Annotated in this window: 9 protein-coding genes; 2 read left to right on the forward strand and 7 right to left on the reverse strand. The window is 70.6% G+C overall.

The window, feature by feature from the left end; all coding sequences use genetic code 11:
• Positions 1–47: 47 nt before the first annotated feature.
• Complete coding sequence (locus ACTOWY_RS37915; RefSeq protein ID WP_441314412.1) at positions 48–1,163, reverse strand: hypothetical protein; 1,116 nt, start codon at positions 1,161–1,163, stop codon at positions 48–50.
• A 263-nt stretch (positions 1,164–1,426) separates the two neighbouring features.
• Here ACTOWY_RS37915 and ACTOWY_RS37920 point away from each other — a divergent pair, with 263 nt between their 5' ends.
• Positions 1,427–2,959 carry a carboxylesterase/lipase family protein gene (locus tag ACTOWY_RS37920; protein WP_441314413.1) on the forward strand — a complete coding sequence of 511 codons (1,533 nt, stop codon included), beginning with the start codon at positions 1,427–1,429 and terminating at the stop codon, positions 2,957–2,959.
• Between the two features lie 33 nt (positions 2,960–2,992).
• Here ACTOWY_RS37920 and ACTOWY_RS37925 read toward each other — a convergent pair whose 3' ends face one another.
• Both ACTOWY_RS37925 and ACTOWY_RS37930 read right to left on the reverse strand, forming a co-directional pair.
• A complete protein-coding gene (locus tag ACTOWY_RS37925) occupies positions 2,993–5,971 on the reverse strand; it encodes a BTAD domain-containing putative transcriptional regulator (protein WP_441314414.1) in 2,979 nt (992 codons plus the stop codon).
• A 92-nt stretch (positions 5,972–6,063) separates the two neighbouring features.
• Positions 6,064–6,720, reverse strand: a complete 657-nt coding sequence (locus ACTOWY_RS37930; RefSeq protein ID WP_441314415.1) for a helix-turn-helix domain-containing protein — start codon at positions 6,718–6,720, stop codon at positions 6,064–6,066.
• 134 nt (positions 6,721–6,854) lie between these two features.
• On the opposite strand from ACTOWY_RS37930, the gene ACTOWY_RS37935 reads away from it, so the two are divergent.
• A complete protein-coding gene (locus ACTOWY_RS37935) occupies positions 6,855–7,421 on the forward strand; it encodes a hypothetical protein (protein WP_441314416.1) in 567 nt (188 codons plus the stop codon).
• A 57-nt stretch (positions 7,422–7,478) separates the two neighbouring features.
• On the opposite strand, the gene ACTOWY_RS37940 is transcribed toward ACTOWY_RS37935, so the two are convergent.
• The 4 genes from ACTOWY_RS37940 to ACTOWY_RS37955 are packed head-to-tail and all read right to left on the reverse strand — an operon-like array spanning position 7,479 to position 22,835.
• Positions 7,479–7,982 (reverse strand): type VII secretion system-associated protein, encoded by a 504-nt coding sequence (locus ACTOWY_RS37940; RefSeq protein ID WP_441314417.1) that lies wholly within the window; start codon positions 7,980–7,982, stop codon positions 7,479–7,481.
• Positions 7,979–21,973, reverse strand: a complete 13,995-nt coding sequence (locus ACTOWY_RS37945) for a WXG100-like domain-containing protein (RefSeq protein WP_441314418.1) — start codon at positions 21,971–21,973, stop codon at positions 7,979–7,981. The genes ACTOWY_RS37940 and ACTOWY_RS37945 overlap by 4 nt, the downstream gene beginning before the upstream one ends.
• A 59-nt stretch (positions 21,974–22,032) precedes the next feature.
• The gene (locus tag ACTOWY_RS37950) at positions 22,033–22,428 is read right to left on the reverse strand and encodes a hypothetical protein (protein WP_441314419.1); all 396 of its coding nucleotides are present in this window, start codon (positions 22,426–22,428) and stop codon (positions 22,033–22,035) included.
• Between the two features lie 26 nt (positions 22,429–22,454).
• Positions 22,455–22,835 carry a YbaB/EbfC family nucleoid-associated protein gene (locus ACTOWY_RS37955; protein ID WP_441314420.1) on the reverse strand — a complete coding sequence of 127 codons (381 nt, stop codon included), beginning with the start codon at positions 22,833–22,835 and terminating at the stop codon, positions 22,455–22,457.
• Between the last annotated feature and the right edge of the window lie 10 nt (positions 22,836–22,845).

Raw genomic sequence — 22,845 nt, forward strand, 5'->3', positions numbered from 1 at the left:
GGCAGAACCGACCCGGCGTATCCGACCGATCACCCTGTTGTCCGGCCTCAACTCCCGCACCCAGAACGCCGCCGGGTCCCGTGCACGGTCAGCCGATCGGCAAGATCTCGCAGGGTCTGCACAATGCCGCTGGCGGCCGCGTCGAAAGCGGCGCCAAAACCCACGCCGAGCGCGCCGCCGACCCCGACTGCCTCCGCCTCCGCCCGCAGTTGACGGGCCAGTGCGTTGCGCCAGTGGACCTCGGCCGAGGACATGCCGAAGGACTGCCGTTTCGGGGCCAGCTGGACGTGCAACTGGCTGTGCTCGCGCTCGGCCTCGGCCAGGGCGTGGCCGATCGCGTCGAGTTCGGTCAGCTCGGGCAGGTTGGCCAGGAAGTGGCGGAGCAGGTCCTGGTGGTCGGCCGGGGTGGGGTATCTGGTGAAGTGGAACGGGGTCAGGGCCGGGGTCAGGCGGTCGGCCCACAGCCGGTGGCGGGCGCGGTCACCGCTGGGCAGGTCCTTGGTCAACTCGGTCAGGGTGGTGAGTTTCCGGCTGGGCGGCAGGGGTTTGCCGGGCGTGACGGGGGTGCGGGGCAAGTTGCCGCTACTGGGGTTCTCCCCCGGACTCAGCTCCTGGGCGCGCTGGCGCAGGCGTTGGCTGAACATCCGGCGCGCCACCTGGAAGCCGTCGTTGCGCTCCTTGTCGCCGGAGGCGCCGCTGGGTGCGATGCGGCGGGCCAGCTGCACCAGGGCGGCGGCGACCGTGGTGTTCGTCCCGCCCAGGTCGAGGTCCGGGTCCGTCCGGCAGGCCGCCGCCTCCAGCCGCAGCCCCGCCACGGTCTTGCTGACGGTCTTGAGGTGGTCCCTGGCCCGCAGCAAGGCCGCCAGTTCAGGCAGGCGCGGAGCGAGCACGGCCGCCAAGGTGTGCGGTTCCGGATCACTGGGACGCAGGAAGGGCCGGATCGCCCTGACGATCACCCGCTGCTCCAGCGGCAACGTGAACGTGGCCGGGCCGCTCGCGAACACCGGTGTCCGCCGCACGGCGGGCGGCGGCTGCTCGGAGCCACCAGATCCTTGGGGCGCAAGCGGATCACTCATCGCCGCCGCAGCAGCCTCCCGCACGCCAGGCGGCAGCGCGAACCGGTGCGGCACCGGCTCCTCGCCCTTCCGCCGCTTCTTCCGCATCGCCCCGCCTCGCCCTCACCGGCCGGATCCCGCCACGGCCACGCACCCAAGACTCCCCGCCCGATCCGCTCGCGCGCCACGCATGTCCGGTTCCTGTCACCGCCGCCCACACCTGGTTCGCCCCCGGAATCGCCCTTTGGGGCAACGAATTCCGGCCCGCGGTAATTCGGTGGCCAGGGTCAGGACCCGGCGTGGATGATCCCACCGCCCTGGCCGCCGCGGCTCTTGTCGCAGGCGCCCGGCCCGCCACGAGAGGAAACCCGATGTCTGGTGCCACGTCCACGCCGTCCGGAACCCAGCCCGAAGTTCGCCTGGCCGCCGGTGCCGTGCGGGGCAGCCGGGAGGCTGGCGTGGCGGTCTTCCGCGGGATTCCGTTCGCCGACCAACCGGTCGGTAGGCTGCGGTTCGCCGCACCACAACCGGTCCAGCCCTGGGATGGGGTACGCGAGGCCGTGGCCTACGGGCCTCCACCCCCGCAGGCCGGGTTCTTCGGCATGGATGCCCTGGCGGAGCAGACTCCGGGCGCGGACTGGCTGACCGTCAACGTCTTCACCCCCGAACCGGGCCCGGCCGCGGGACTGCCGGTCATGGTGTGGTTCCAGGGCGGGGCCTACGCCTTCGGCATGTCCGGACTGCCCGAGTACGACGGCGGCCGGCTGGTGCGCGACGGCGTCGTGCTGGTGACCTTCAACTACCGCGTCGGCCTGGAGGGCTTCGCCCAGATCGAAGGCGCGCCGGCCAACCGGGGCCTGCTCGACCAGGTCGCCGCGCTGGAATGGGTCCGGAACAACATCCGGGCCTTCGGCGGCGACCCGGACCGGGTCACCGTCTTCGGCCAGTCCGCGGGCGGCGGCTCGATCGCCTGCCTGCTGGCGATGCCGAGGGCAGCCGGCCTGTTCCACCGGGCGATCGTGCAGAGCGCACCGGGCACCGTCTTCACCCCCGCGCTGGCCGCCGACATCGCCACCGTCGCCGCCGCCGAACTGGTTCTGCGGCCCACGATCGCCGACCTGTCCACCGCCACCCCGGCCCAGTTCGCCGCGGCCGGTGACGCGGTCATGGCCAAGATCGGCGACTGGACCCACCGCTGGGGCCAGGCCGCCCACCGCCAGATCCCGTTCTCCCCCGTGGTCGACGGCGATGTCCTGCCCACCTCCCCGTGGCAAGCCGTGGCCGCCGGTTCGGCGCGGGGCATCGACCTCATCGTCGGCCACACCCGCGACGAACAGCGGCTGTTCAACGTGGTCGAGGGCATCTTCGGCCTGGTGACCGAGGACCAGGCGGCCACCGCACTGGCCACCTTCGCCCCCGGACCGGACGGCGCGGACCGCTACCGCACCAGCTTCCCGGCCGCCGGCCCCGAGGAACTGCACGAGATCGTCAACTCGGACTGGCTGTTCCGCATGCCCTCCTTCCACCTCGCCCAGGCCCAGGCCGGCGCGGGCGGCCGGGTCCACCTGTTCGAGCTGACCTGGACCGCCACCGGCATGGACGGCATTTTCGGCGCCTGCCACGGCCTGGACGTCCCCCTGGTCTTCGGCAACCTGGACCGCGGCCAACCCGCCGCGCTGATCGGCGAGGACCCCACAGCCGCGGCGACGGTCTCCGCCCAGCTGCGCGCGGCCTGGACGGCCTTCGCCACGCACGGCGATCCCGGCTGGCCCGCCTACGACAGCGAGCTGCGCCTGACTCAGCTCTTCGACACCGAGCCCACGATCACCGCCTACCCGGAGGAGGCGTCCCGGCTGATCTGGCAGCACCACACCTTCGCCGCGCTGCCGCTGATCGAGGGCTGAACTTGGCTGTGCGGAGGGCTGCAACCAGGCCAATCAGTTGTCCAGGATGTACGCGCCCACGCCCAACTCCTCGGCGATGGCCGCCGTCTTCTGCAGCACCTTCATCGCCCGCGGGTACCAGTCCGCGCCGTCGGGTTCGGCCAGGAAGTCGTCCAGGTTGGCCAGGGTGGCGCGCAGGGTGGCTTTGGCTTCGTCGTAGCGGCTGATGGCCAGGTAGCTCTCGGCGAGTTCGCGGCTGAGGCGGGTCATGGCCTCACGCAGTTCCGCGTCGGCCTCGGCTTGCTCACCCATGGTGTGGTGGAGTTCGGCGAGGTTGATCAGGCCGCTGGTCACGTTGCGGTGCAACAGGGAGCTGACCAGGTCGCTGCCGTGGCCGAGTTCCCGGTTGAAGGCCACGTGCCGTCTGCGGTACTCGGCGGCGGCCTGGTACTGGCCGAGTCGCTGGTAGGCCCCGGCGACGGTGTCCAGTGCGGAGGACAGGCCGTAGAGTTCGCCCGCGTTTTCCAGTACTTCCAACGCGTCCAGGGCTGTGGTGAGGCCTTCCTCGACCCGGCCGAGGCGGATCTGGTTGTAGGCCACGCCGAGCTGGGCGCCGTGTTCGCCGATGGCGCAGTCTGCCTGGCGGAACAGGTCGATGGCGGTGGTGGCCTGCACCAGCGCGCCCGCGTAGTCGCCTTCCAGCTGCCGCACGCCCAGGTACTGGCGCAGGGTGTAGGCGCGGGCGAGGGTGTCCTCGGCGAAGCAGTCCAGGGCTTCGTCGAGGTGGGCGTTGGCCTGCTCGAAGCGGTAGTGGTGGCAGTCGACCCTGGCCAGGCCGCGGTGGGCGTACCCGGCGGCGGCGCGGTCGCCGATGCGTTGCGCGGCTTGCAGGGCGATCCGGTTGACGTGTTCCAGGTCCCGCCAGTGCCCGGCCCAGTCCAGGTAGTGCCGCATGGACCAGGCCAGGCTGCACGCGGCGCGTGCCTCGCCGAGGCTGATCCCGCGTTCCACCATGGTCATCAGCACCGAGTGGTGGTTGGCGAACCAGGCGAAGGCGTCGTTGTGGCCGATGAACTTGCGCGGGTAGACGAACGGGGCGGGCTCACCGAGTTGGGCGGTGTCGGGGTGCACCGAGAGCTGCCGGGCCGCGTTGTAGGCGGTGTGCAACGCGGTTTGCGCACCGCGGCCGCGCACCGCGAGCAGTTCCTCGGGGCCGTCGATCTCCGCCATCAACTCCGCGGCGTAGGCGCGCAGTAGTTCGTGCCAGGTGTAGCCGCCGGGGCGGATCTCCTCGACCAGGTGCGCGGCGGCGAGTTCGCGGAAGAGCGCGTGTGCCTTGGGGATCGGCAGTGCGGCCAGGGTGGCGCCGATGCGGACCTCCATGACCTGGCCGGGGAACCAGGACAGCAGCCGGAACATCCGGGCCGCCTCGGGGCTGAGCGCGCGGTAGGACCAGGACAGGATGGAGCGGATGTCGCTGCGGCTGTCCGGGCCGGCGAAGGCGTCCAGGCCGCCGTCGGTGGCGTCGAGTTCGGCGGCCAGGTCGGCCAGCCGGAAGGAGGGGTAGCTGGCGGCGCGGGCGGCGACCAGGGCCAGCGCGAGGGGCAGGCGGGCGCAGGTGCGGACTATTTGTCGCACTGCTTCGGGTTCGGCGGCCACCCGGGGTTCGCCGAGGCGGCGGGAGAGGAAGCTGGTGGCCTCGGTGTCGCTGAGCAGCTCTAGGGGCACGGTGTGCGCGCCGGTGCCCGCGACCAGGCCGGAAAGGTTGCCGCGACTGGTGATGATGGCCAGCGAGCGGGAGCTGCCGGGCAGCAGTGGCAGCACCTGGCGGGTGTCCCGGGCGTTGTCGAGCAGGATCAGGCAACCGCGGTCGGCGAGCACGCTGCGGTACAACGCGGTGAGCGTGTCCAGGCGGCTGGGCAGTTGCTGGGTGGGCACGCCGAGGGAGTCCAGCAGGAACCACAGCGCTTCCATCGGGTCGACCTCGGTGTCGCCGTCCTCGAAGCCGCGCAGGTCCAGGTAGAGCTGGCCGTCCGGGAAATGCGGGGCCAGCCGGTGCGCGGCGCGGACGGCGAAGGTGGTCTTGCCCAGTCCTGGCATGCCGTGCACGATCACCACCCCCGGCGCGTCGGTGGCATCCGGGCGGACCGCGTTGATCAGGCGGTCGAGTTCTTCTTCGCGGCCGGTGAACACCGGGAGGTCGACTGGCAGCTGAGCCGGGATCAGGGCAGGGGCGGCGGCGGGTTCGGGCGGCGCGGCCGGTGGCGGCGGGGCCAGCAGCACTGGGTCGCCTTCCAGGATGCGCTGGTACAGCTCGCGCATGGCCGGGGCCGGGTCCACGCCGAGCTGGTCGCCGAGCTGGCGGCGCAGCCGGTCATAGACAGCCAGTGCCTCGGCTTGGCGGCCCGCGCGGCACAGGCAGAGCATGAGCAGCTCGTGCAACCGCTCCCGCAGGGGTTCGGCCGCCGCGGCCATGGCCAGTGGGTCGAGCAGGTCGGGGCTGCGGCCGAGGTCGAGTTCGAGTGCGGCCAGCTCTTCCAGCACGGCCAGTCGCCGCTGCCCCAGCCTGCCGCGTTCGGACTCGGCGAACTCCGAGGTCAGATCGGACATGGGTTCGCCCTGCCACTCGGCCAGGGCCTGGTGCAGGTGGGTGGCCGCGCCCTCGCGGTCGCCGCTGACCTTGGCCTGTTCAGCGGCGCGCACGTGCTCGCGGAACCGGCCCAGGTCCAGGGTCTGCGGCGGCACCTGCAACGCGTAGCCGCCGGTGGTGGAGTGCACCACCTGCTCACCCTGTTCTTCTTCCAGCGCGCGGCGCAGCCGGTGCACGTAGGTGCGGATGGTGCCGCGGGCGGCCCGAGGTACGTCCAGGCCCCACAGCGCGGCGGCCATCTCGTCGGTGGAGACCATCCGGCCGCGGGCGAGCAGCAGGATGGCCAGCGCGGTGCGCTGTTGCGGCGAGCCGAGGCCGACGGCGGAACCGTTCCGCCAGGCCCGGACCGGTCCCAGCACGGCGAACTTCAGTCCCTGGGTCAAGGGAGGCCCCTCTGTGTCCGAGCTACGAACCGGGGGCCAATCGTAGTACCAGAATGGGCTGATCAGCCTAATCGGCGTGCGGTGCGCCTGCCCTAGGAGTCCAGCGGGTGGGCCGGTCGCCGGATCCGGGCGAGCTGTCCGCTGACCAGACCAGCGGTGTGCAGCACCACCGCGCTCATGGCGGGCAGTCGCCGCTGGTCGAGCACCCAGGCGGACACCGCTCCGCAGACCTCTCCCGTCCGCGTCCGCACGACCACGCTGATCCCGGACACCTCCTGCGCGCAGGTGGACTCGTGCACGCGCAGCACCCCGTCCCCGTCGCGCGCGGCCTTGAGGAGCACCTTCCAGGCGCCCTCTGCGGGGTACTTCAGCCCGGCGCGCAGCGGCAGCACCTCGTCGGTCTCCCCACGCAACGCGCCCAGCACCAGGGTGTCCTCGCCGTCCGGGACGGCCACGCTCACCCCGGCTCCGGGCAGGGCGGATGCCAACTGCCGCAACGGGTACAGCGCGGCCGCGCGCAGGTCCGCGCCGCTGCGCCAGCCGGTGCCGAACCGGAACATCCGCGCGCCCATCCGGTACCGGCCCTCGCTGCGCTGCACCGCGCCCAGCCGGACGAGCTGATCCAGCAGGCGGTGCACGGTGGCTTTGGGCAACCCGGTCCGGGCGGCCAGTTCGCTGAGCCCGCACTCCTCGGTGTCGATGATCTCCTCGAGCAACAAGAACGCGCCTTCCAGCACTCCCCGGCCCACACTGCCTCCCTGGTTCGGCGGCGACGATAACAGCGGTCCACTCAGCGGACCGAATTCTTTTCCAGCGGATTCCGCCGGGACATTCTGGGTGAGCCGCAAGGCAGTAGGTGTTCTCAGCGAATAAGGGGAATCACATGCGTTTTGCTCGATTGGGTCCACTGCTCATGGCCGCGGTCGCCGCAGTCACCTTGGCCACTGGCGCCGCCGGAGTCGCCACCGCCGGACCGGCCGCCGCGAGTCACTCCGACGGCTTCGAGGGCGACCCGTGGACCCGGTGGGAGAAGGGCTCGGAGGGCGATGCCAGGGCCGAGGGCAACTACGGTCAGGGCACGGCCCGCACCGGCCGCAACAACGCTTTCCTGTGGTCGGCGCACGGCCATTCCTCGGTCCGGCTGCCCATCAACATCGCCAGCTGGCCCAAGTCCAGCTGCAAGGCCAGCATCTGGGGCAACCCGGTGGCCGACGCCGCGCACCCGGGCCCCCGTGGCGCGCAGGTCGAACTCCAGGTCTGGGACCCCAACGGCTGGCGGCTGCTGGGCACCACCGCGCCCTGGCTCAACGATGGCGCCTACCAGCGGGTCATCACGCCGCCGCTTGACCTCAACGGCGTGAACAAGGTGTACGTCCAGGCCATTTTCGGCAACAACTCGGGTGCCGGGAAATTCGTCCGGCTGGATGACATGTCATTCGAGTGCAGCTGAGTTAGCCCGCAGGAATGCCCTTTCGGCCGTGCGCTGCGGCTCGAAAGGGCATTCCGCCTATCCGGCCGCGCGCACCACGGCCGCGCCGTGCAGCCGCAGCGAGGCGGGCGCACCCGGGTTGATCAGCAGGTCCACCTGGTATTCGGCCAGCAGCAGGGCCAGTTCGGTCAGTGACACCGCCCGCCAGCCCGCCGCGCCGACCCGGGGCCGATGTGCGGGCGCGGTGGTGATCAGCAGCGAAGGCACGTCGTCGGGGGCGGGTGCGACCACCGGCTCCTCCAGCTGGTCCACGGCCAGGCCGAGGGTTCCGGTGCGCAGCACGGCGAAGAACGCCTCCGCGTCCAGCACGCCTTCATCCAGGCGCCGCAACGCCGCGTCTACCGGGTCGGTGGGTGAGTCCGGTCCGGCGGGCAGGTAGTCGGGATTGGGGTGGAAGGCGCCGATCCGGCCGTCGGGCTCGACCAGCCAGCCGCCGGTGACCGCGGTGGCCGGGGGTTCGGCGCCGTCGGGGCCTGCTCGCCAGTCCGGGTCGACCAGGTAGACCCAGTGCTTGTCGGTCACGGTGCCACCTTCTCCTTGACTGGCTTGCCGCCACCGAGCACCTGCGCCTCCGCGGCCGCCACGCCCTGGGCCTCGATCAGCTGTTCGATCTTCTGCAGCAGAATCAGCATCTCGCCGCCGTCGGGCACCCGGCCGAGTATGCCCGCCCGGCGGATCAGGTCGGCCGCGATCGCGTAGCGCTCCACCTGCTGGGTGACTTCGGCCGGGTCGAGGTAGGCGAAGGTCGACACGGTCTGCTCGGTCAGCGTGTCCAGGGCCAGCGGATGGCCGAGCAGCGGATCGGTGAGGCCGTGCAGGTCGAACAGGTCCTTGGCGCGGGCGAGCCGGCCTTCCGGGGTGCTCTCGGCGAGTCCATTGTGGAAGGTCTCCCAGGTGCCGCCGTGCCGGACCACGAACGAGCGACGGCCGGGGTCGCCGGGAACTGTGGCGCGGCCGACCACGTTCTTGGTGGCGCCGTAGACCCGTTTGACGCCGTTGTCGTGCAGGGTGCGGGAGAAGTCGTGCGCGACGCCGCCGGGTCCGGGCTGGCCGCCGGTGGAGCAGGCGAACAAGATCACCGACTGGTGCCGTTCGCCCAGGCCGGTGCCGAGGTAGCGGCGGTGCCAGTCGTCGACCACCCTGGCCAGGGTCTCGCCGCCGACCAGGAGGCTCTCGTCCAGGTGCAGCAGGTGTTCGCCGGCGTGCCCGGAGACCAGGAAGGGTTCGGCGCGTTCACCCGACCAGGGGGCGGTCAGGTGGTCGACGGGGCCGAGTTTCTTGGGCAGGCCGCCGGGGCCTTCGTATCCGGCCAGCGCGGGGCCGCGGGCCTGGCCGATGCGCTGGTCCTCGGCCAGCATCGCGGAATCGGTGCGGGCCTTGCGGAAGCTGGCGCCGAGCACCTCGCCGCGCCGGTCCAGGATCGGGGTCACGTCCACTGTGGACAGATCGAATCGGCGCGGGATGCCTTCGGCGGTGTAGCCGAGGTAGGTGCCGGAGCCGGTCTTGAGGCCGGGTCCGGGACGGAAGGTGTACCAGCGGCCGCCGCCCAGGGTGATCACCAGGCCGGGCCGGTCCGCGTCGATGGATCTGGGTTCGCGGAGCAGTTCGACCTGGCGGCTGGCCGCGTGCACCGCGACCTTGTCACCCAGCTGCTGGGCGAGTTCGTGTGCGATGCCGGTCTCGCCCTTGACCAGGCCCCCCGAATTGGTGAGCAGCACCAGGTCCAGCTGGGTGTCCGGGGTGTGGTGGCCGGACTGGCGCAGCACCTCGGCCATGGTGACCGGGTCCACCGACAGCGGGCCGAGGTCCTTGTGATGCAGGGTGAACCGGGTCGGGGTGCCGTCGACGTCGAGGAACAGCGGGGTGCGTCCGGCCCAGGGCAGCGGCTGGGACTTGACGTCCTGTTTGCGGATGGCGCGGCGCAGGGCGTCGCTGTCCGGGTGCTTGTCCGGGTCGACCGGGTAGGTGTGCTCGGCGGTGCGGTGCCCGGCCCAATCCACCGCGTGCCCGGCCTGCACGGGCGGGCGGAAGCTGAGCAGTTTGACCCGGTCACCGTCCTTGGCGACGCTGACCTCCAGGTCCGCCAGGCTGAACTCCTGGTCGGCTCCGGTGTGGTCCAGGCCGGTGAGCACGGTCGGCGGGGTGACCTTGGAGGCGGCCGAGCCGCGTTCGATGAATTCTGGGGCCTCGTGTTCACGCACGGACAGGCTCAGCACGGCTTGTCTACGTCGACTAGACAGGCCTTGATCGCCGTAGGGCCGCAGGTTCGGCGGGGTGCCCCGGCCCGCGCTCGCCGCGGTGACGGTGACCTCGGCCGGGTTCGGTTGCGGCTGGCCGGTCAGGTCGGCGATGTGGCGGTCCACCTGCCCGGTGAACTGCTCCTTGGTCTGCTCGGCCCTGGACTGGCCGGTGTCCTTGGCGCGGCCGGGTTGCCAGGCGTTGCCGTAGCCGGTGACGGTGACCTCGGGCCGGGGCAGCTGCTGGTTGTCCCGCCACACGCTCTGCCGGGCGACCTTGCGGGCGAACTGGTTCAGGCTGTGCTGCTCACCGCTGTCCACCTCCTTGCCGTGCTTGGGGAAGGTGACGCCGTGCTGGTCCTTGCCGTGCCCGCCGACCACCACGAAGGTGAGCGGGTTGACGATGGAGGACATCGGCTCGTCCGCGCGCAGCTTGGACTTTTGCTCGTGGAAGCTCTCCCCCGGCCGCTTACTGAAGGCCTGGAAGTGCCACAGCGTGGGCGGACTGGGCAGTTTCGAGGCGGCGATCAGCAGGTCCCTGGCCGTGTTCGCCTGGCGCCGCTGCTGGTCCTCCGGCGCGTTCGCGGTGCGCAGGTCGTGCAGTGTCCGTAGTTCCCGCACCAGGTGCTGTTCCAGGCCCGTGGTGTTGGCCTCGGCTTCGTCGAACTTCCCGGTCAGGGCGGTCAGGTTGTGCTCGACCGCGGCCAGCGCGGCCCGGTTGGTGCCGCCGGTGCGGTTGAAGTTCTCGAAGGTGAACTGGGTGCGGGTATCGCCGCTTTCGGCGACCACCGCGCCGAAGTGGTAGCCGTAGGGCACCCGGTTGTTGTCCGGGCGGGCGTGGTTGGTCTCCAGCCCGCGCTCGCCCTCGGCGTTGAGCCCGGCGATGGAGTGCACGCTGTAGCCCTCGCCGATCCTGGCCCAGGCGTGCTGGTTGACGCCGATCGTGCCCGCGGCCTCGCCGAGCAGTACGCGCCGGTCGTGATTGTCCACTGTGGTCCGTTGCGCGCTGCCGTAACGCGCTCCGGGTGCGGGTGCGGTGCCCACGCCGACCACCGGCCGGTCGTCCCGGTGCACCGCGTCCCCGGCGGTGGCCGGGTCGAGCCGGACCGGGCCGCCGGTGCGTTCGGCGTGCTCGACCGCGTCGATGAGCGCCTCGGCCAGGTGGTGGGTGCCGGTGAGTTCGGTGCTGTTGCCGGAGTTGGTCTTCGCGGCGACGGTGGGGCCGTTGCCGCGCAACACGATTCGGTCCGGCTGGCCGCCGAGCACGGCGGCGGTGGCGTCCCGGCAGACATCCGGTGGCGGGGTGCCGGTGAAGCTCGGCCGGACCTGTACCAGGGTGATGGCCTTGCCGTGGTGCGACAGGGTGATGGTGATGTCCGGGTTCGGGGTCAGCCGCACGTTGCTGTCCGCCGCACGCAAGGCGTGTTGCGACTTGGTGATCATCTCCTGGGTGGCGAAGAACTCCTGCGGGAACACACCAGGGTCGTGCACCACGGCCAGGCTGCCGTCCTCGGCGATCCGCAGCGGCGGGTGCTCGTCGGTGATCGCGGGCTGGTGCAGCAGCTGGAGGTGCGTGCCGGTATCGCCTACCGAACGGTCGGTAGGGCTGGGCAATCCGAACCGGCGGAACGGGACCTCGGTGCCGGTGACGCTGATGGTGTAGTCGGTGGTGACCAGTGGGTCGGCCCTGGCCACCCTGGGGTCGACCGCGGGCGCGGTGTACGCCGTCTCCGGGATGATCTTGCTGCTGGCCACCAGGTTGTGCTCGATCTGCCAGAGTTCCTTGGGCCGCAGCGAGTCCGCACCGGACATCAGGCCCTGCTGACCCGGTCCGGCGACCCGGTTGCGGACCTCGCCGACGGGCCTGCCGTCCGCGCCGAGGTGCTGGGTCCCTGCTGCCTTGTCCTGCAGGGCGAGGCCGGGGTGGTGGTAGCTGTCGTGCAGGCCGAACCCGGCGTGGCCGAGTTCGTGCGCCAGGTCCTTGGGGTCGACGCCGACGCTCCAGTCCTGGTGGGTCATCCGGTCCAGGTCCGGGTGCACGCGTACGTGCTGGTAGGCCTGCGCCGGGTCGGTGGTGAACTCGACCCGGACGTGGAACTGGTCGCCGCTGGGCAGCCGGTAGCCCCGGTTGTAGAACTGGTCCACGCCCGCGTGCACGTTGTGCCGCACGGTGTCCAGCTGTTCCGGGGTGACTCCCGGCTGGGCGTCCAGGTGCACCTTGAGGGTGAACTCGGTGACCCAGCGGCTGGGCGCGGCCTCGATCCGGCGCACGTCCTGCCGGACCTCGATGATGTCTCCCGACAGCCTACCTACCGGTCGGTCGGCGAGGTTCTGCTCGACCTTGACACCGGCCAGTTCAGTGCTGACCTGCGCGAAGCTGCCCTGCTCAGTGCCACGCAGGTGCGCCCACAGCTCCGGCCGCACCGGCCGGTCCGGCCTCATCCAGTCCGCGGTCTCACCGGGGAAGTCCCGCCAGCTCTCGTCCCGGAGCACCTCGGTCTCCGGCCGGTTGCCGAACACCGAGTGGGGCACCACGGCGAACCGGACCCGGCCGGTGCTGTCGTCGATGATCATCCGCAGCACCAGGGCGGGTTGAGTCGGCTGGGCATTGAACGGGTTCGCGGTGATGAACGGTCCCTGCACCCGCGGGTGGTGGATGATGATCTGCCGCTGCTGGTCGGTGGCCGCCAGCCGGGCGGCCAGCATGATCGAGTTGGTCACCTCTTCGTTGCGCACGGCGATCCGCCGGTCCCGCTGGACCTCGCCAGTGCTGGTGCGGGTCTCGTACTGGAACCGGCTGGTCTGGCCGAGCGCGACCACCAGGTTTCCGTTACTGCGCACCGGAGCCCGGTGCAGCTGGTCCAGGATCGAGCCGGGGATCATCGCCTGGGCCCTGGTCTCGGCCACCGCCAGCTCCCAGGCCTGCCGCAGCGCACCGGCCCGGATCGACTCGCCGGAAGTGCCGCCTGCCCGGCCGATCTGGTCGAACAGCCCGTCCCGGACCACCTGCGGCTGCTGGTGCAGCGGATCGCCGAGCTGGAGTTGCAGGCCGAGCTGGTGGAGCTGCTGGGTCAGCGTGGAGGCCGGGTCGGAGGTGGCCATCAGGTAGGCGGCCAGGACCTTGTGGTGCGGCTGCACACCGGCGGCCTCGCCGTTGCCCATGGGCGCGGACACCCGGTGACTCGGCTCGTTGCGCACCAGGTTGCCCAGCCGGCCCTGATCCGTCCGAGCGGTCGGGAGCCAGCTGTGCTTGGGCATCGGCTGTTCGGGCCGCTGCTGTTGCTGCCCGGTGCTGAAATAGGAGGTGCCGCCCGGGTGCCTGCGCGGACCGAAGGGCTGGTCCTGGTCCAGCTTCTGCAGTGCGGACTCCCGGTACTTCGAGGCGGAGACGCCCTTCTTGGCGTCCTTGTCCACATAGAACTGGTCCACCACACTGCCCAGCGGCACGTGCGACTGCGGCAGGTTGCCCCGGGCCGGCGGGCGGCCGCCACTGGTGAACTCCTCCTGGAAACGCCGCAGGTTGGTCACGATGGCGGCGTCCTCGAAGTGCACCACGTAGGCCCGGCCGCGGTGCGGGTGCCGGTTGTTGCTCTGGTCGGTGTGCACGTCAATACCGTTGGCGCGCAGGTGGTTCAGCTCGTCGGCGTAGGTCAGGGCAACCGTGTCGGCGAGCCTGCCGAACTCGGCCCCACCGTCACCGAAGACCACCTGCCGGTGCTGGGTGAACAGCAGCGTGCCGTCCAGGTACAGGTTCGGCTCGGGCACGTACGGCAGTGTGGGCGCGATCTGGGCCTGCCGGTCCCTGGTGCGCATGTCCTCCAGGATGGCCGCCTCGGTGTTCTGGTCGAACTGGGAGTTCGGCGCGGGCCGGTAACCGCCCCCCATCAGCAGCGGCCGCTCCGCGGGTAGGTCGCGACTGCCTCGGGTTTGGCGGTCGAAGTAGTCGAAGACGTGCCTGCCGTTAGGTGTGACCCGGCTGCCCCGGTCGAAGTCCTGCACGGAGACGTAGGGGTGGGTGCCGAACTGCATCATGCCGTTCAGCGCGGCCCTGGTGGCGCTGGAGTTCAGCGTGTCGTTGCGCACCGAGCCATAGCGGAAGCCGTCGTGCCTGCCGCCGACCACCGCGATCGGCCACAGCGAGGCCTGCAACCACTGCCAGGTCTCCCGGTTTCCGTTCCAGTGCTGCTGCCACTCCGGTGAGTCAGTGGTCGCGTTGGCGTTGAACACGAACGCCACCCGGCGCGGATCACCCTGGTAGCCCTGCATGATCTCGTGCACGGTGGCCGGGATCCGGTGCAGCCGGTTCAGCTCCAGCATGATGTTGACCACGAAGGAGACCGGCCGTTGCGCGGCGCTCTCCTGCAGGAAGTTCTGGTAGTCGGGGCGGTTGTACTCCGGTCCGCCAGTGCGGGCCAGGCCGAGGAAGGCGGTGTTGGCGAAGGTGCCCGCGGGCGGCGTGTACGGGCCGACCTGGTGGTACACCGTCGGCGGTTCCTGGCTGTGCGAGGAGGAGGCCCCGTTGCCGCTGCGGCTGGGGTAGGGATTGGCGCGCCCCTTGCCTTTGCGGTCCTCCTTCTTGCCCGCGCCGGGTCCGCCGTGGGTGCGCCGGGTGCCGGACTCCTTGGCCAGTTCGTGCGCCAGCGTGTCGGCGCGGTCCGGGCCGTGCTGGGCGTACTCGGCGGCGACCACGGTGATGACCTGGTCCACCACGTCCTTGAGGTGCTGCTGTTCCGGGGTTGGTTCGCCCATGGTCAGCGGCACGTGGTGGTAGCGGGTGGCAATGGTGGCCGCCGCTTCCAGCGCCTGCTCCCGGGCATACTCGTCCATTGTGGACAGTTCAGCGGCGGCAGCGTTGGCACGGTGGGCCAGGGTCTGCTGCTCGGCGATCGCGGTGTCCAGGCCGCCCTCGAAGTAGGTGTTGTTCCACGCTTCGATGGTCTGGTCGTGGTTGTCCCGCAGGTGGTTCCAGTAGCGGCTGTTCTCGTTCAGCTTGGCCCGCAGGCGTTCCCGCTGGGTCCGCGGATCGGCGATGTCCCGGGTGACCTCGACCTTGAAGCCACCGTCGGGGGTGAAGTCCTTGGCGTTGAGGCCGATCCCGCCGAAGAGCAGCTGCTCGTCGGGGTGCATGACCTGCTTGCCGACGGTCTCGCCCTCCGCGATGGCCTTGCGGTAGGCGGAGTCGATGGTGCTGACCTTGGCCAGGAGTTCGGTGGCGGGCAGGGTCACCGGGTTGGTGAGGTACTCGGTCAGGGCGGCCTTGCCGAGGTAGCTCTGGTAGAGGTGCGCGGTGTCGCCGCGCTTTTCCACGAACCAGCTGTGCGCGTAGGTGTTGACCCGGATGGCGGCGTCACCGGGGGTGTTCAGGGCGGCGGCCAGGGCGTCCAGGCCGCGCTGGGGCTGGACGGGGCTGGCGAAGTAGATGTCGCGGAGGTGGGCTGAGCTTTCGCCGCAGACGCCCTGGAAGTTGGCCAGGGCGGTTTGGTAGGCCTGGGCCTGGGTGAGGCCGGGTTCGGTAAAGCCGAGTTCCATCACGGCGGCGGCTGGGTGGTACATGCGCATTTCCAGTTCGGTGCCGGTGAGGTTCTGCTCGGCGGCGACCTGGTGGAACAGCGCGGGGATATCGCGCTCCGGGCGGTCCGGCGCGGGCTGGTCGTGGCTCGGCTGGTGCCGCGCGGACTGGTGCTGGTTCGACTGATCCTGGTTCGCGGACCTGGTGCCGAAGGCGTTGTTGTTCCGCGCGGCCTCCTGGGCGAGGTACTGCACGGCGTTCTGGTCGCCGAGGTTGGCCAGCACCACGATCGCGTCCCGGTTGCCGCCGTTGGCCAGCGCGAACAACGCCTGCTGCGCGGTCTCGTTCCCGTTGTGCGCCAGGGTGGTCAACCCGGTCACGTCGCCGCGCCGGGCCAGGTCCTGGGTGGCCTGCCCGTTGCCCTGGCCCGCCAGGTGCCGCAGCCCGTCCTGGGCGTGCGGCACGTTCTGGTCCGCGAGGGTGATCAGGGTGGCCACGTCGGCGTTGTCGACCACCTTGGTCAGCGCGGTGGTGTCGCCCTTGGCGGCGAACTCGCGGACCGCGTCGTAGGCCGGTCCATGCTGGCCCGCGTGCTCGACCAGCCCGGCCACATCCCCGGCGGTGACCAGGGTCTGCACCGCGGCCTCGTTGCCCTGACCAGCCAGCTGCTTCAGCGCGGTGTGCGCCTCCGCACTGCCCTTCTTGGCCACCTCCAGCAGACCGGTGATGTCCTGCTGATCGCGCAACGCGGTGAGCGCGGCCGGATTGTTGTTGCCCGCCAGCACTCGCAGGCCGTTCTTGGCATCCGGGTTGCCGTCCAGGCTGAGCCGGGTCAGCAGCGGCACGTCCCCGGCCTCGGTCACCTTGGCCACCGCCTGCGGGTTGCCCCGGGTGGCGAACTCCTTGACCGCGTCGTAGGCGGGACCGGGTCCGGTGGCGGCCTCGACCAGCGCGGGCACGTCGTTCGCCTCGCCCAGCACCTTGACCGCATCGTTGTTCCCGTTGCGCGCCAGCAGCTTCAGCCCGGTGTGGGCGTCGGCGTTGCCCGCCTTGGCCAACTGGCCCAGGCCGGCCGCGTCGCCGTTGTCCGCGAGCGCCACCAGCGCCTGCTGGTTGCCCTCCCCGGCCAGCTTGCGCACCTCGTCGCGAGCTTGTTCGTTGCCGTGCTGAGCGAAGACGACCAGGGTCGGCAGGTGCCGGTCCTTGGCCAGGTTCTCCAGGAACAGCTTGGCCTGCCGGTGCGGCACCGGCTGGAAGGTCAGCTGCGCCAGCTCCTGCACCGCGGTGCGGCCACCCAGTTCCGGATGCGCGTTGTTGTCCCCGGCCCGGATCAGCGCGTCCAGCGCGTGCGTCTCGCCCTGCGAGCCCAGTACGACCAGGGCGTGGTGCGCCTGCTGGTTGCCGCCGACGGCGAGCTGGTCGAGTGTGCGCAGGGACTCCTGGTGGCCCTGGTCGGCCAGGGCGATGGTGGCGTCGAGATCACCGTTGGCGGCCTTGGCGTACAGCGAGGTTTCCGGCGTGGGCACACCTCGGCCGGGCGGCGCGTGCGGGGTGTCCTGGATGATGGTGGTGGTGGACTGGAGGTTGCAGCCGATCTGCCACAGTTCGCGGGGGCGTAGCATGGTGTCCGGCTGGTGCGACAGGGACATCAGGCCGCTGTCGGCGTCCCGGATCACCCGGTTGGACATCTCGCCCACGACCTTGCCGCCCCGGCCGTGATGCTGGGCCCCGGCGGGCTTGTGCTGGAGCGCGATGTTGGTGTCGTAGGCGTCGTACAGGCCAAAACCGTAGTGCCCCAGCTCGTGCGCGATGTCTTGTGGCGGCAGGTTGGCGTCCCACTGGCTGTGCACGGACCGATCGGTGCTGGGCCACACGTTGACGTGCTGGAAGGCGTCCTCGACGTGGTCGGCGAACTCCAGCCGCACGTGGAACTGATCCCCGTCGGGCATCCGGTAGCCCTGGTTGTACATCCGATCCACACCGCGATAGGCGTTGCGCCGCACGATATCGAGGCGTTCTGGCGACACCCCGGCCTGCGGGGTCAGGTGCACCTTGAGGGTGAACTCCTTGACCCAGCGGCCGGGCTCGACCTCGATCCGGCGCACGTCGTGCCGCACCGGGACGATCTCGGCGTTGAGGGCGAGCTTCGGGCGGCCGTTGGCGTCCACCACCGCGGCGGTGTCGGTCATGATCGCGGCCAGTTCGGACTCGACGTGGGTGACGGATGCGTTGGCGCGCAGGTGTTCCCACTGGTCGCGGTGCAGTGGGCGAGGGTCTGGGGACATCCAGTCGGCGGTGGGGCCCGGGTAGTGGCGCCAGGACTCGTCGCTGAGCACGGTGGGTTTGGGTTTGAGAGGCGCGTTGTCGGCGGGCTGCGCGGTCTGGTCGGGCTGCGCCGTCGTCGCGTTCTGGTTGGCCGGGGCCGGTTGCTGGGGCGCCGGGTTCTGGGTGTCAGTCGCGATGTCCGGCTGGTTGCCGAAGGCCGATCTCCTGGCCGGCGGCTGGAACCGGACCCGGCCGTGCTGGTCCACCGTCATGTCCACGACCACATCGGCCTGGGTGACCGGCCGGTCCCGGAACGGTGTCGCGGTGAAGTACTCCTGCCCGTTGCTGGTGATCACCACCCGCCGGTTCAGCACACTCGCGGCCAGCCTGCCCGCCACCGCGACCGCGTTGGCCACCTCGGAGTTGCGTTGCCCGGCCAGCGGACTCGGGTCGAAGTGCAGGCCCGCGGTCTGCAACACGGTGGTCGCCAGATCCGCGTCCTGGACCCGGTGGTTGGTCAGCTGTTCCTGGAGCGAACCGGGCACGAGGCGGTTGCCGGAGTCCGGGTTGCCGCCCTCGGCGATGGCCACCGCGATCGCGTCGTGCCGGATGCCACTGGCCGAGCGGGAGCCATCGACCCGGGACACCGCGTCGAACAAGGTGTTCGGGGCGACCCCCGGCGGCGTGGCCGGACCGGTCTGCCGGGCGTACATCCGGTTGCCGTCGAAGACCACCTGCTGCGGCGGCGTCCACAGCGACTGCTGCTGGCTGGGCTGCACCAGATGCTGGAAGTTCTGGAAGGTCACCACAATCCGCGAGGACGGGTCCGACAGTGCGGTGTTCCATGCCGAGAGAACCTGTTCTCCCGCAGCGATCCCGGCGTGCCCGCCCGCACTCAGCGGGGCGGAGATGCGCGGATTCATCAGGTTCGTGCCGGGCACACCGAGCTGGTTCGCGCGCCCGGAGTCCGGCGGCGCCCAGCGCTGGTGGTTGGCCGGGACGGCGGTGGGCGCGGTGCTCCGCAACGGCTGTGGCCCCGGCCGCCAGTGGCTCGAACCGCCGGGCTGGACCCGTGGTGCGAGCGGCGAATCGGTGGCCGCGACACCCGGGTAGGCGTGACGGTAGGGGGACATCTCGATGCCGCCCTTGGCACTGCGGGTCTCGAAGAACTGGCTGGCCACGTTGGTCAGGCCGAGGTGGTTCTGTGGCAGCGTGCCGTAGGTGCCCTTGAACTTGGACTGGAACCGCTTCAGATCGGTGACGATGGCCGCGTCCTCGAACTGGGTGAGGTAGGCCCGGCCGCGGTCGGGGTGGCTGCTGGTGGCGCCGAAGACCTGAACGTCCACACCGGACTGGTGGTAGTGGTTCAGCTCGGCGGCGAAGGCCAGGTTGAGCTGCTCGGCCAGGTGGCTGAACTCGCCACCACCCTGCCCAAAGGCGATGTCGGCGTGCTGGGTGAACAGCAGCGTGCCGTCGAAGTACAGGTTCGGTTCGGGCGAGTACGGCAGCAACGGGTGATCGGCGGCCTGCCGGTCCCGGGTCTGCATGTCGGCCAGGATCGCCGCCTGGGTGTTGGCCCGCACCGTGCTGCCCTGCCCCGGCCGGTACCCACCGGCCATCAGCAACGGCCGGTCCGCGGCCAGCCGCTGCTCGCCGTGTCCCCTGGCGCCGGTCAGCTGGTCGAAGTGGTCGAAGATGTGCGTGCCCGCCGGGGTGGTCCGGCTGCTCTGGTCCAGGTCCTGCACCGAGATGTAGGGGTGGGTGCCCTGGCTGAGCAGTCCGGCCAGGGCGCCTTGAGTGGCGCCGGAGGTCAGTGTGGCGTTGCGCATCTTGCCGTAGGGGAAGTTGTCCTTGGACTTGCGGAACCCAGTGGGCAACGGGGTCTGAACCACCGCGACCGGCACTCCGGATGCCTCGATGTGCTGGTATGGCAACGAGTTCGCCAGCGAGCTGAGATCCTTGGCGTTGCCGTTGACCCCGAACACGAAGGCCACTCGCCGGTTGCCGGAGTACTGTTCGAGCACTTTGGTGATGGTCGCCGGGATCTCGCCGACCTTCTTGGCCGGGAGGATCACGTTGACCACGAAGGAGATCTCGGACTTGTCGGCGCTCTCGGCGAGGAAGTTCGTATAGGACTGCGGGGTGAAGTTCGGTCCGCCGGATCGCGCCAGTTGCGCGAACCGGGTGTTCACCCAGGTGCCGTGCTGCTGCTGGAACGGGCCGAAGTGCGTTTGCGGAATCCCGTGCACGGTAAGCGGATTTCCGCCAGGGCCGCCTCTGGTCCGGCCGGTCCCGGACTCCTGCGTCAGATCCTTGGCGACTGCGGCGGCTCGCTGCGGACCGTGCTGGGCGTACTCGGCGGCGACCACGGTCACGACGTGGTCGATGAGTTCTCGGTCGTGTTGCTGGGTCTGGTTCGGTTCGCCGATGACGAGTGGGATCTGGTGGTACTGGCTGACCAGCTTGGCGGCTTCTTTGGTGGCTTGCTTCTGAGTTTTGTTGTCCAGAGTGGACAGTGTGTCGGCGGCGGTGATGGCTCGGTAGGTGAGGATGCGGTCGCCGTGTTCGGCGCGGAGTTGCTTGGCGGTGAGGGCGGGGTCTTGGTTGGTGGCGATTGTGTGGGTGAGGTTGGCGTGGAGTTGTTGCCAGGTGGGGTTGTCGGAGAGGGCGGGGGTGATGTTGGCCTGGGTGAGGAGGGTGTGGGCGGTGGTGAGCTGTTCGGGGGTGGGGGCGGGGGTTTCGGTGGTGATGGACCTGGTGCTGGGGGTGGTGCTGGCTGGGGTTGCGGTTGAGGGGGTTGCGGTGGTGTTGGCAGGCGGTGCGTTGGTGGTCGACGGGGTGTTGGTGGTCGTCGACCGGGCGGCGGTGGTGGTGGATGGGGTCGGGGCGGTGTTCGACGGCGTCGGGCTGGTGTTGGCGGGCGTAGGGGTGGTGGGTGAGGGTGTGCTGTCGGTGGGCTGGGGCGTGGTGATCTCGGTGTGGGAGGCCGGGTTGGGGGTGTTGACGGCCGGGGAGTTGACCTCGGTGTGGGAGGCGCCGGTGATCGGCGAGGCGGGGGCGTCGGTGCTGGTGTTGCCGGTGCCGTGAGCCGTGGTGCCCGGGGTGCCGGAGTTGGCGGGAGTTCCCGGGTTGCCGGAGGTGCCGGAAGTGTCCGGACCACCGGGGTTGCCGGGGTTGCCGGAAGTGCCCGGGGTGCCGGGCGTGCTGGAGTTGTGGGTTGTGCCGTTGGTGTTGGGTGAAGTGGCGGTGTTGTCCCGGGGCTGCCCGGTGTTGGCGGGCGTGTTGTTCGCACCGGAGTTGCTGGAGCCGCCGAAACCGGTCAAGGGCGTGTTGTTCCCGGATCCGCCGCTGCCCTCGGGGCCGTTCGTGCCCGGCCCGCCGGTGTTCTGGTTCGTGCCGCCCAAGCCCTGGCCGCCGCTACCCGTTCCGCCGGAGCCACCGCTCGTGCCACCCACGCCACCGGTCGAACCGCCCGAGCCGCTGCTCGCGCCACCGCCCGTGCCGCCGCTGGTGCCGCCGGTGTTCCCGGGCCCGTCCCCACCCAGCCCACCCGGCACATCCACCGGCCCCACAGCCCCCGGCCCGGCCAACGCCGCGGGCGGCGCGATCGCGTCCGGCGGCTTCGGCGCGTTCGGCAACTGCGGCCCGTTCCGCCAGTTCTCGAACTTCCCGTGCAGGTTCTGCCCCAGGTTGTGCGCCCCGTGACTCGCCGCGCCCGTGAAGAACCCGCTCGCCGCGCCGAGCCCGACCCCGCTGAGCCCACCGCCCAGCGGCATCGTGCCGAGCCCGACCAAACCCTCCGTGACCGCCTCGGTGACGCCAGCGCCCACCCAGGTCTTCGCCACGTTCGGCGCCCACTTGTGCATGCCCAGGTGCACGCCGTGACCGACCAGCCCCGCCGCCCCACCGATGGCCGCGCCCAGGCCGACGCTCTTCCAGTCGATGTTGTCCACGTGGCCCTGGCCCTTTTGGATGGCGCTGGCCAGGAACGCGGTGAACGCTTCTTCGGCGGCTTCGGAGGTGATGGCGAGCACAGCCTGGGTGGCCGCCTTGCCCAGGAAGCGTTCCAGGGTTTCGCGGACTGCTACTCGGCCCAGGGCCAGGATTTCGGGGACCAAGGGGGCGGTGAACGGGTCGGCGATGGCCCAGAGGATCTCCGCGGCGGTGAAGGCGGTTTGGATGATCAGGGAGTACTGGGCGTTTTCCAGGTTGACCGCGTACTGGCGCAGGGACTCGCCCTGGTGGGCGACCATGGTGCCCAGGTCACCTTCGAAGCCGCTGAGTTTCTGGCCCCAGCGGACGAAGGCCCGGCCCGCGGGACCGGTCAGGTTGGTGTTGACGTTGCGGACCAGGTCGGGCAATCCACCGCCCGCGGCCGCGATCTGGGTGGACAGGTTCTGCCACTGATCAGCCTCGGCGAAGAGTGCCTCGGGATCACCCTTGGGCCAGAAGTCGCCGCCCAGCAAGGGGAAGATCCACAGGATGCCCTCCGGTGGCTGCATGAATCCGTCCTCCTTGCCGGGACCCGCGCCAGACCGCCGGTCCGCCCGTGTTCAGGGAATCAGCGACGTGTTGACAGGTTGTCGACGATGTTGTTGACAGGCCCGTTGCCGGTGATGTTGGCCAGCGCGTTGCCGAGGCCACGCCCCGAATCCGTGGCGTAACGCTCCGCGAGGTCGTAGTTCTCGGCCATGCCGCCTGCCACGTCGCCGGTCACCCGGATCGCGGTGCCCCAGCCGCCGACCACGTCCCGCACGCCGCTGCCCGATTTGGTGAATCCGGCCAGGAAGGTCTTGGCGTTGTCGTTGTCGCCGACCAGTGGGGCCAGCCGGTTGCCGTCGACCAGGACCGCGAGTTGCTGGTGCAGTCGCATCAGGTGGTCGGCCTTGGTGTGGAAGCCGCGGGCGGCCACCCGCAACCCGTCCGGCACCACCTCGAAGTGCTCTTCGCCTGCCATCTGTTTCTCCTCTTTCTCCGGTGGCTTCAGGCCACGTCGGGTGCCTCGGGCAACAGCGCGCCCAGGTCCAGTTCGCCGCGCAGCAGCTTCTCCCCGGTCAAGCCGGCGGGCAGCAGCGCGCCGAGCTTCTGGCCGGCGGTTCGGGTTGCCTTGGTGCGGGCCGCGTTCGCGGTTCTGAGGATCACCGCGGCCAGTTCGGCCGGGGTGAGCTTGTTGTAGGCGGCGGTGGGGAACTTGATGTCCTTCAGCTCGCCGTGCGGGCCGACGGTCACCGTCACCACATCGCGCGGGGCCTTGGCCACACCGGAGACGGCGGCCAGTTCACCGCGCAGGGCCAGCAGTTCGGTCCGTCTGCTCTGGTACGCGCTGAGTGCCTCGGCCCGCAGGTCGTCGTAACTGGCGTTCATCGTGGTCCTC

This window comes from Crossiella sp. CA198, from assembly GCF_052078295.1.
Taxonomy (GTDB): Bacteria; Actinomycetota; Actinomycetes; order Mycobacteriales; family Pseudonocardiaceae; genus Crossiella.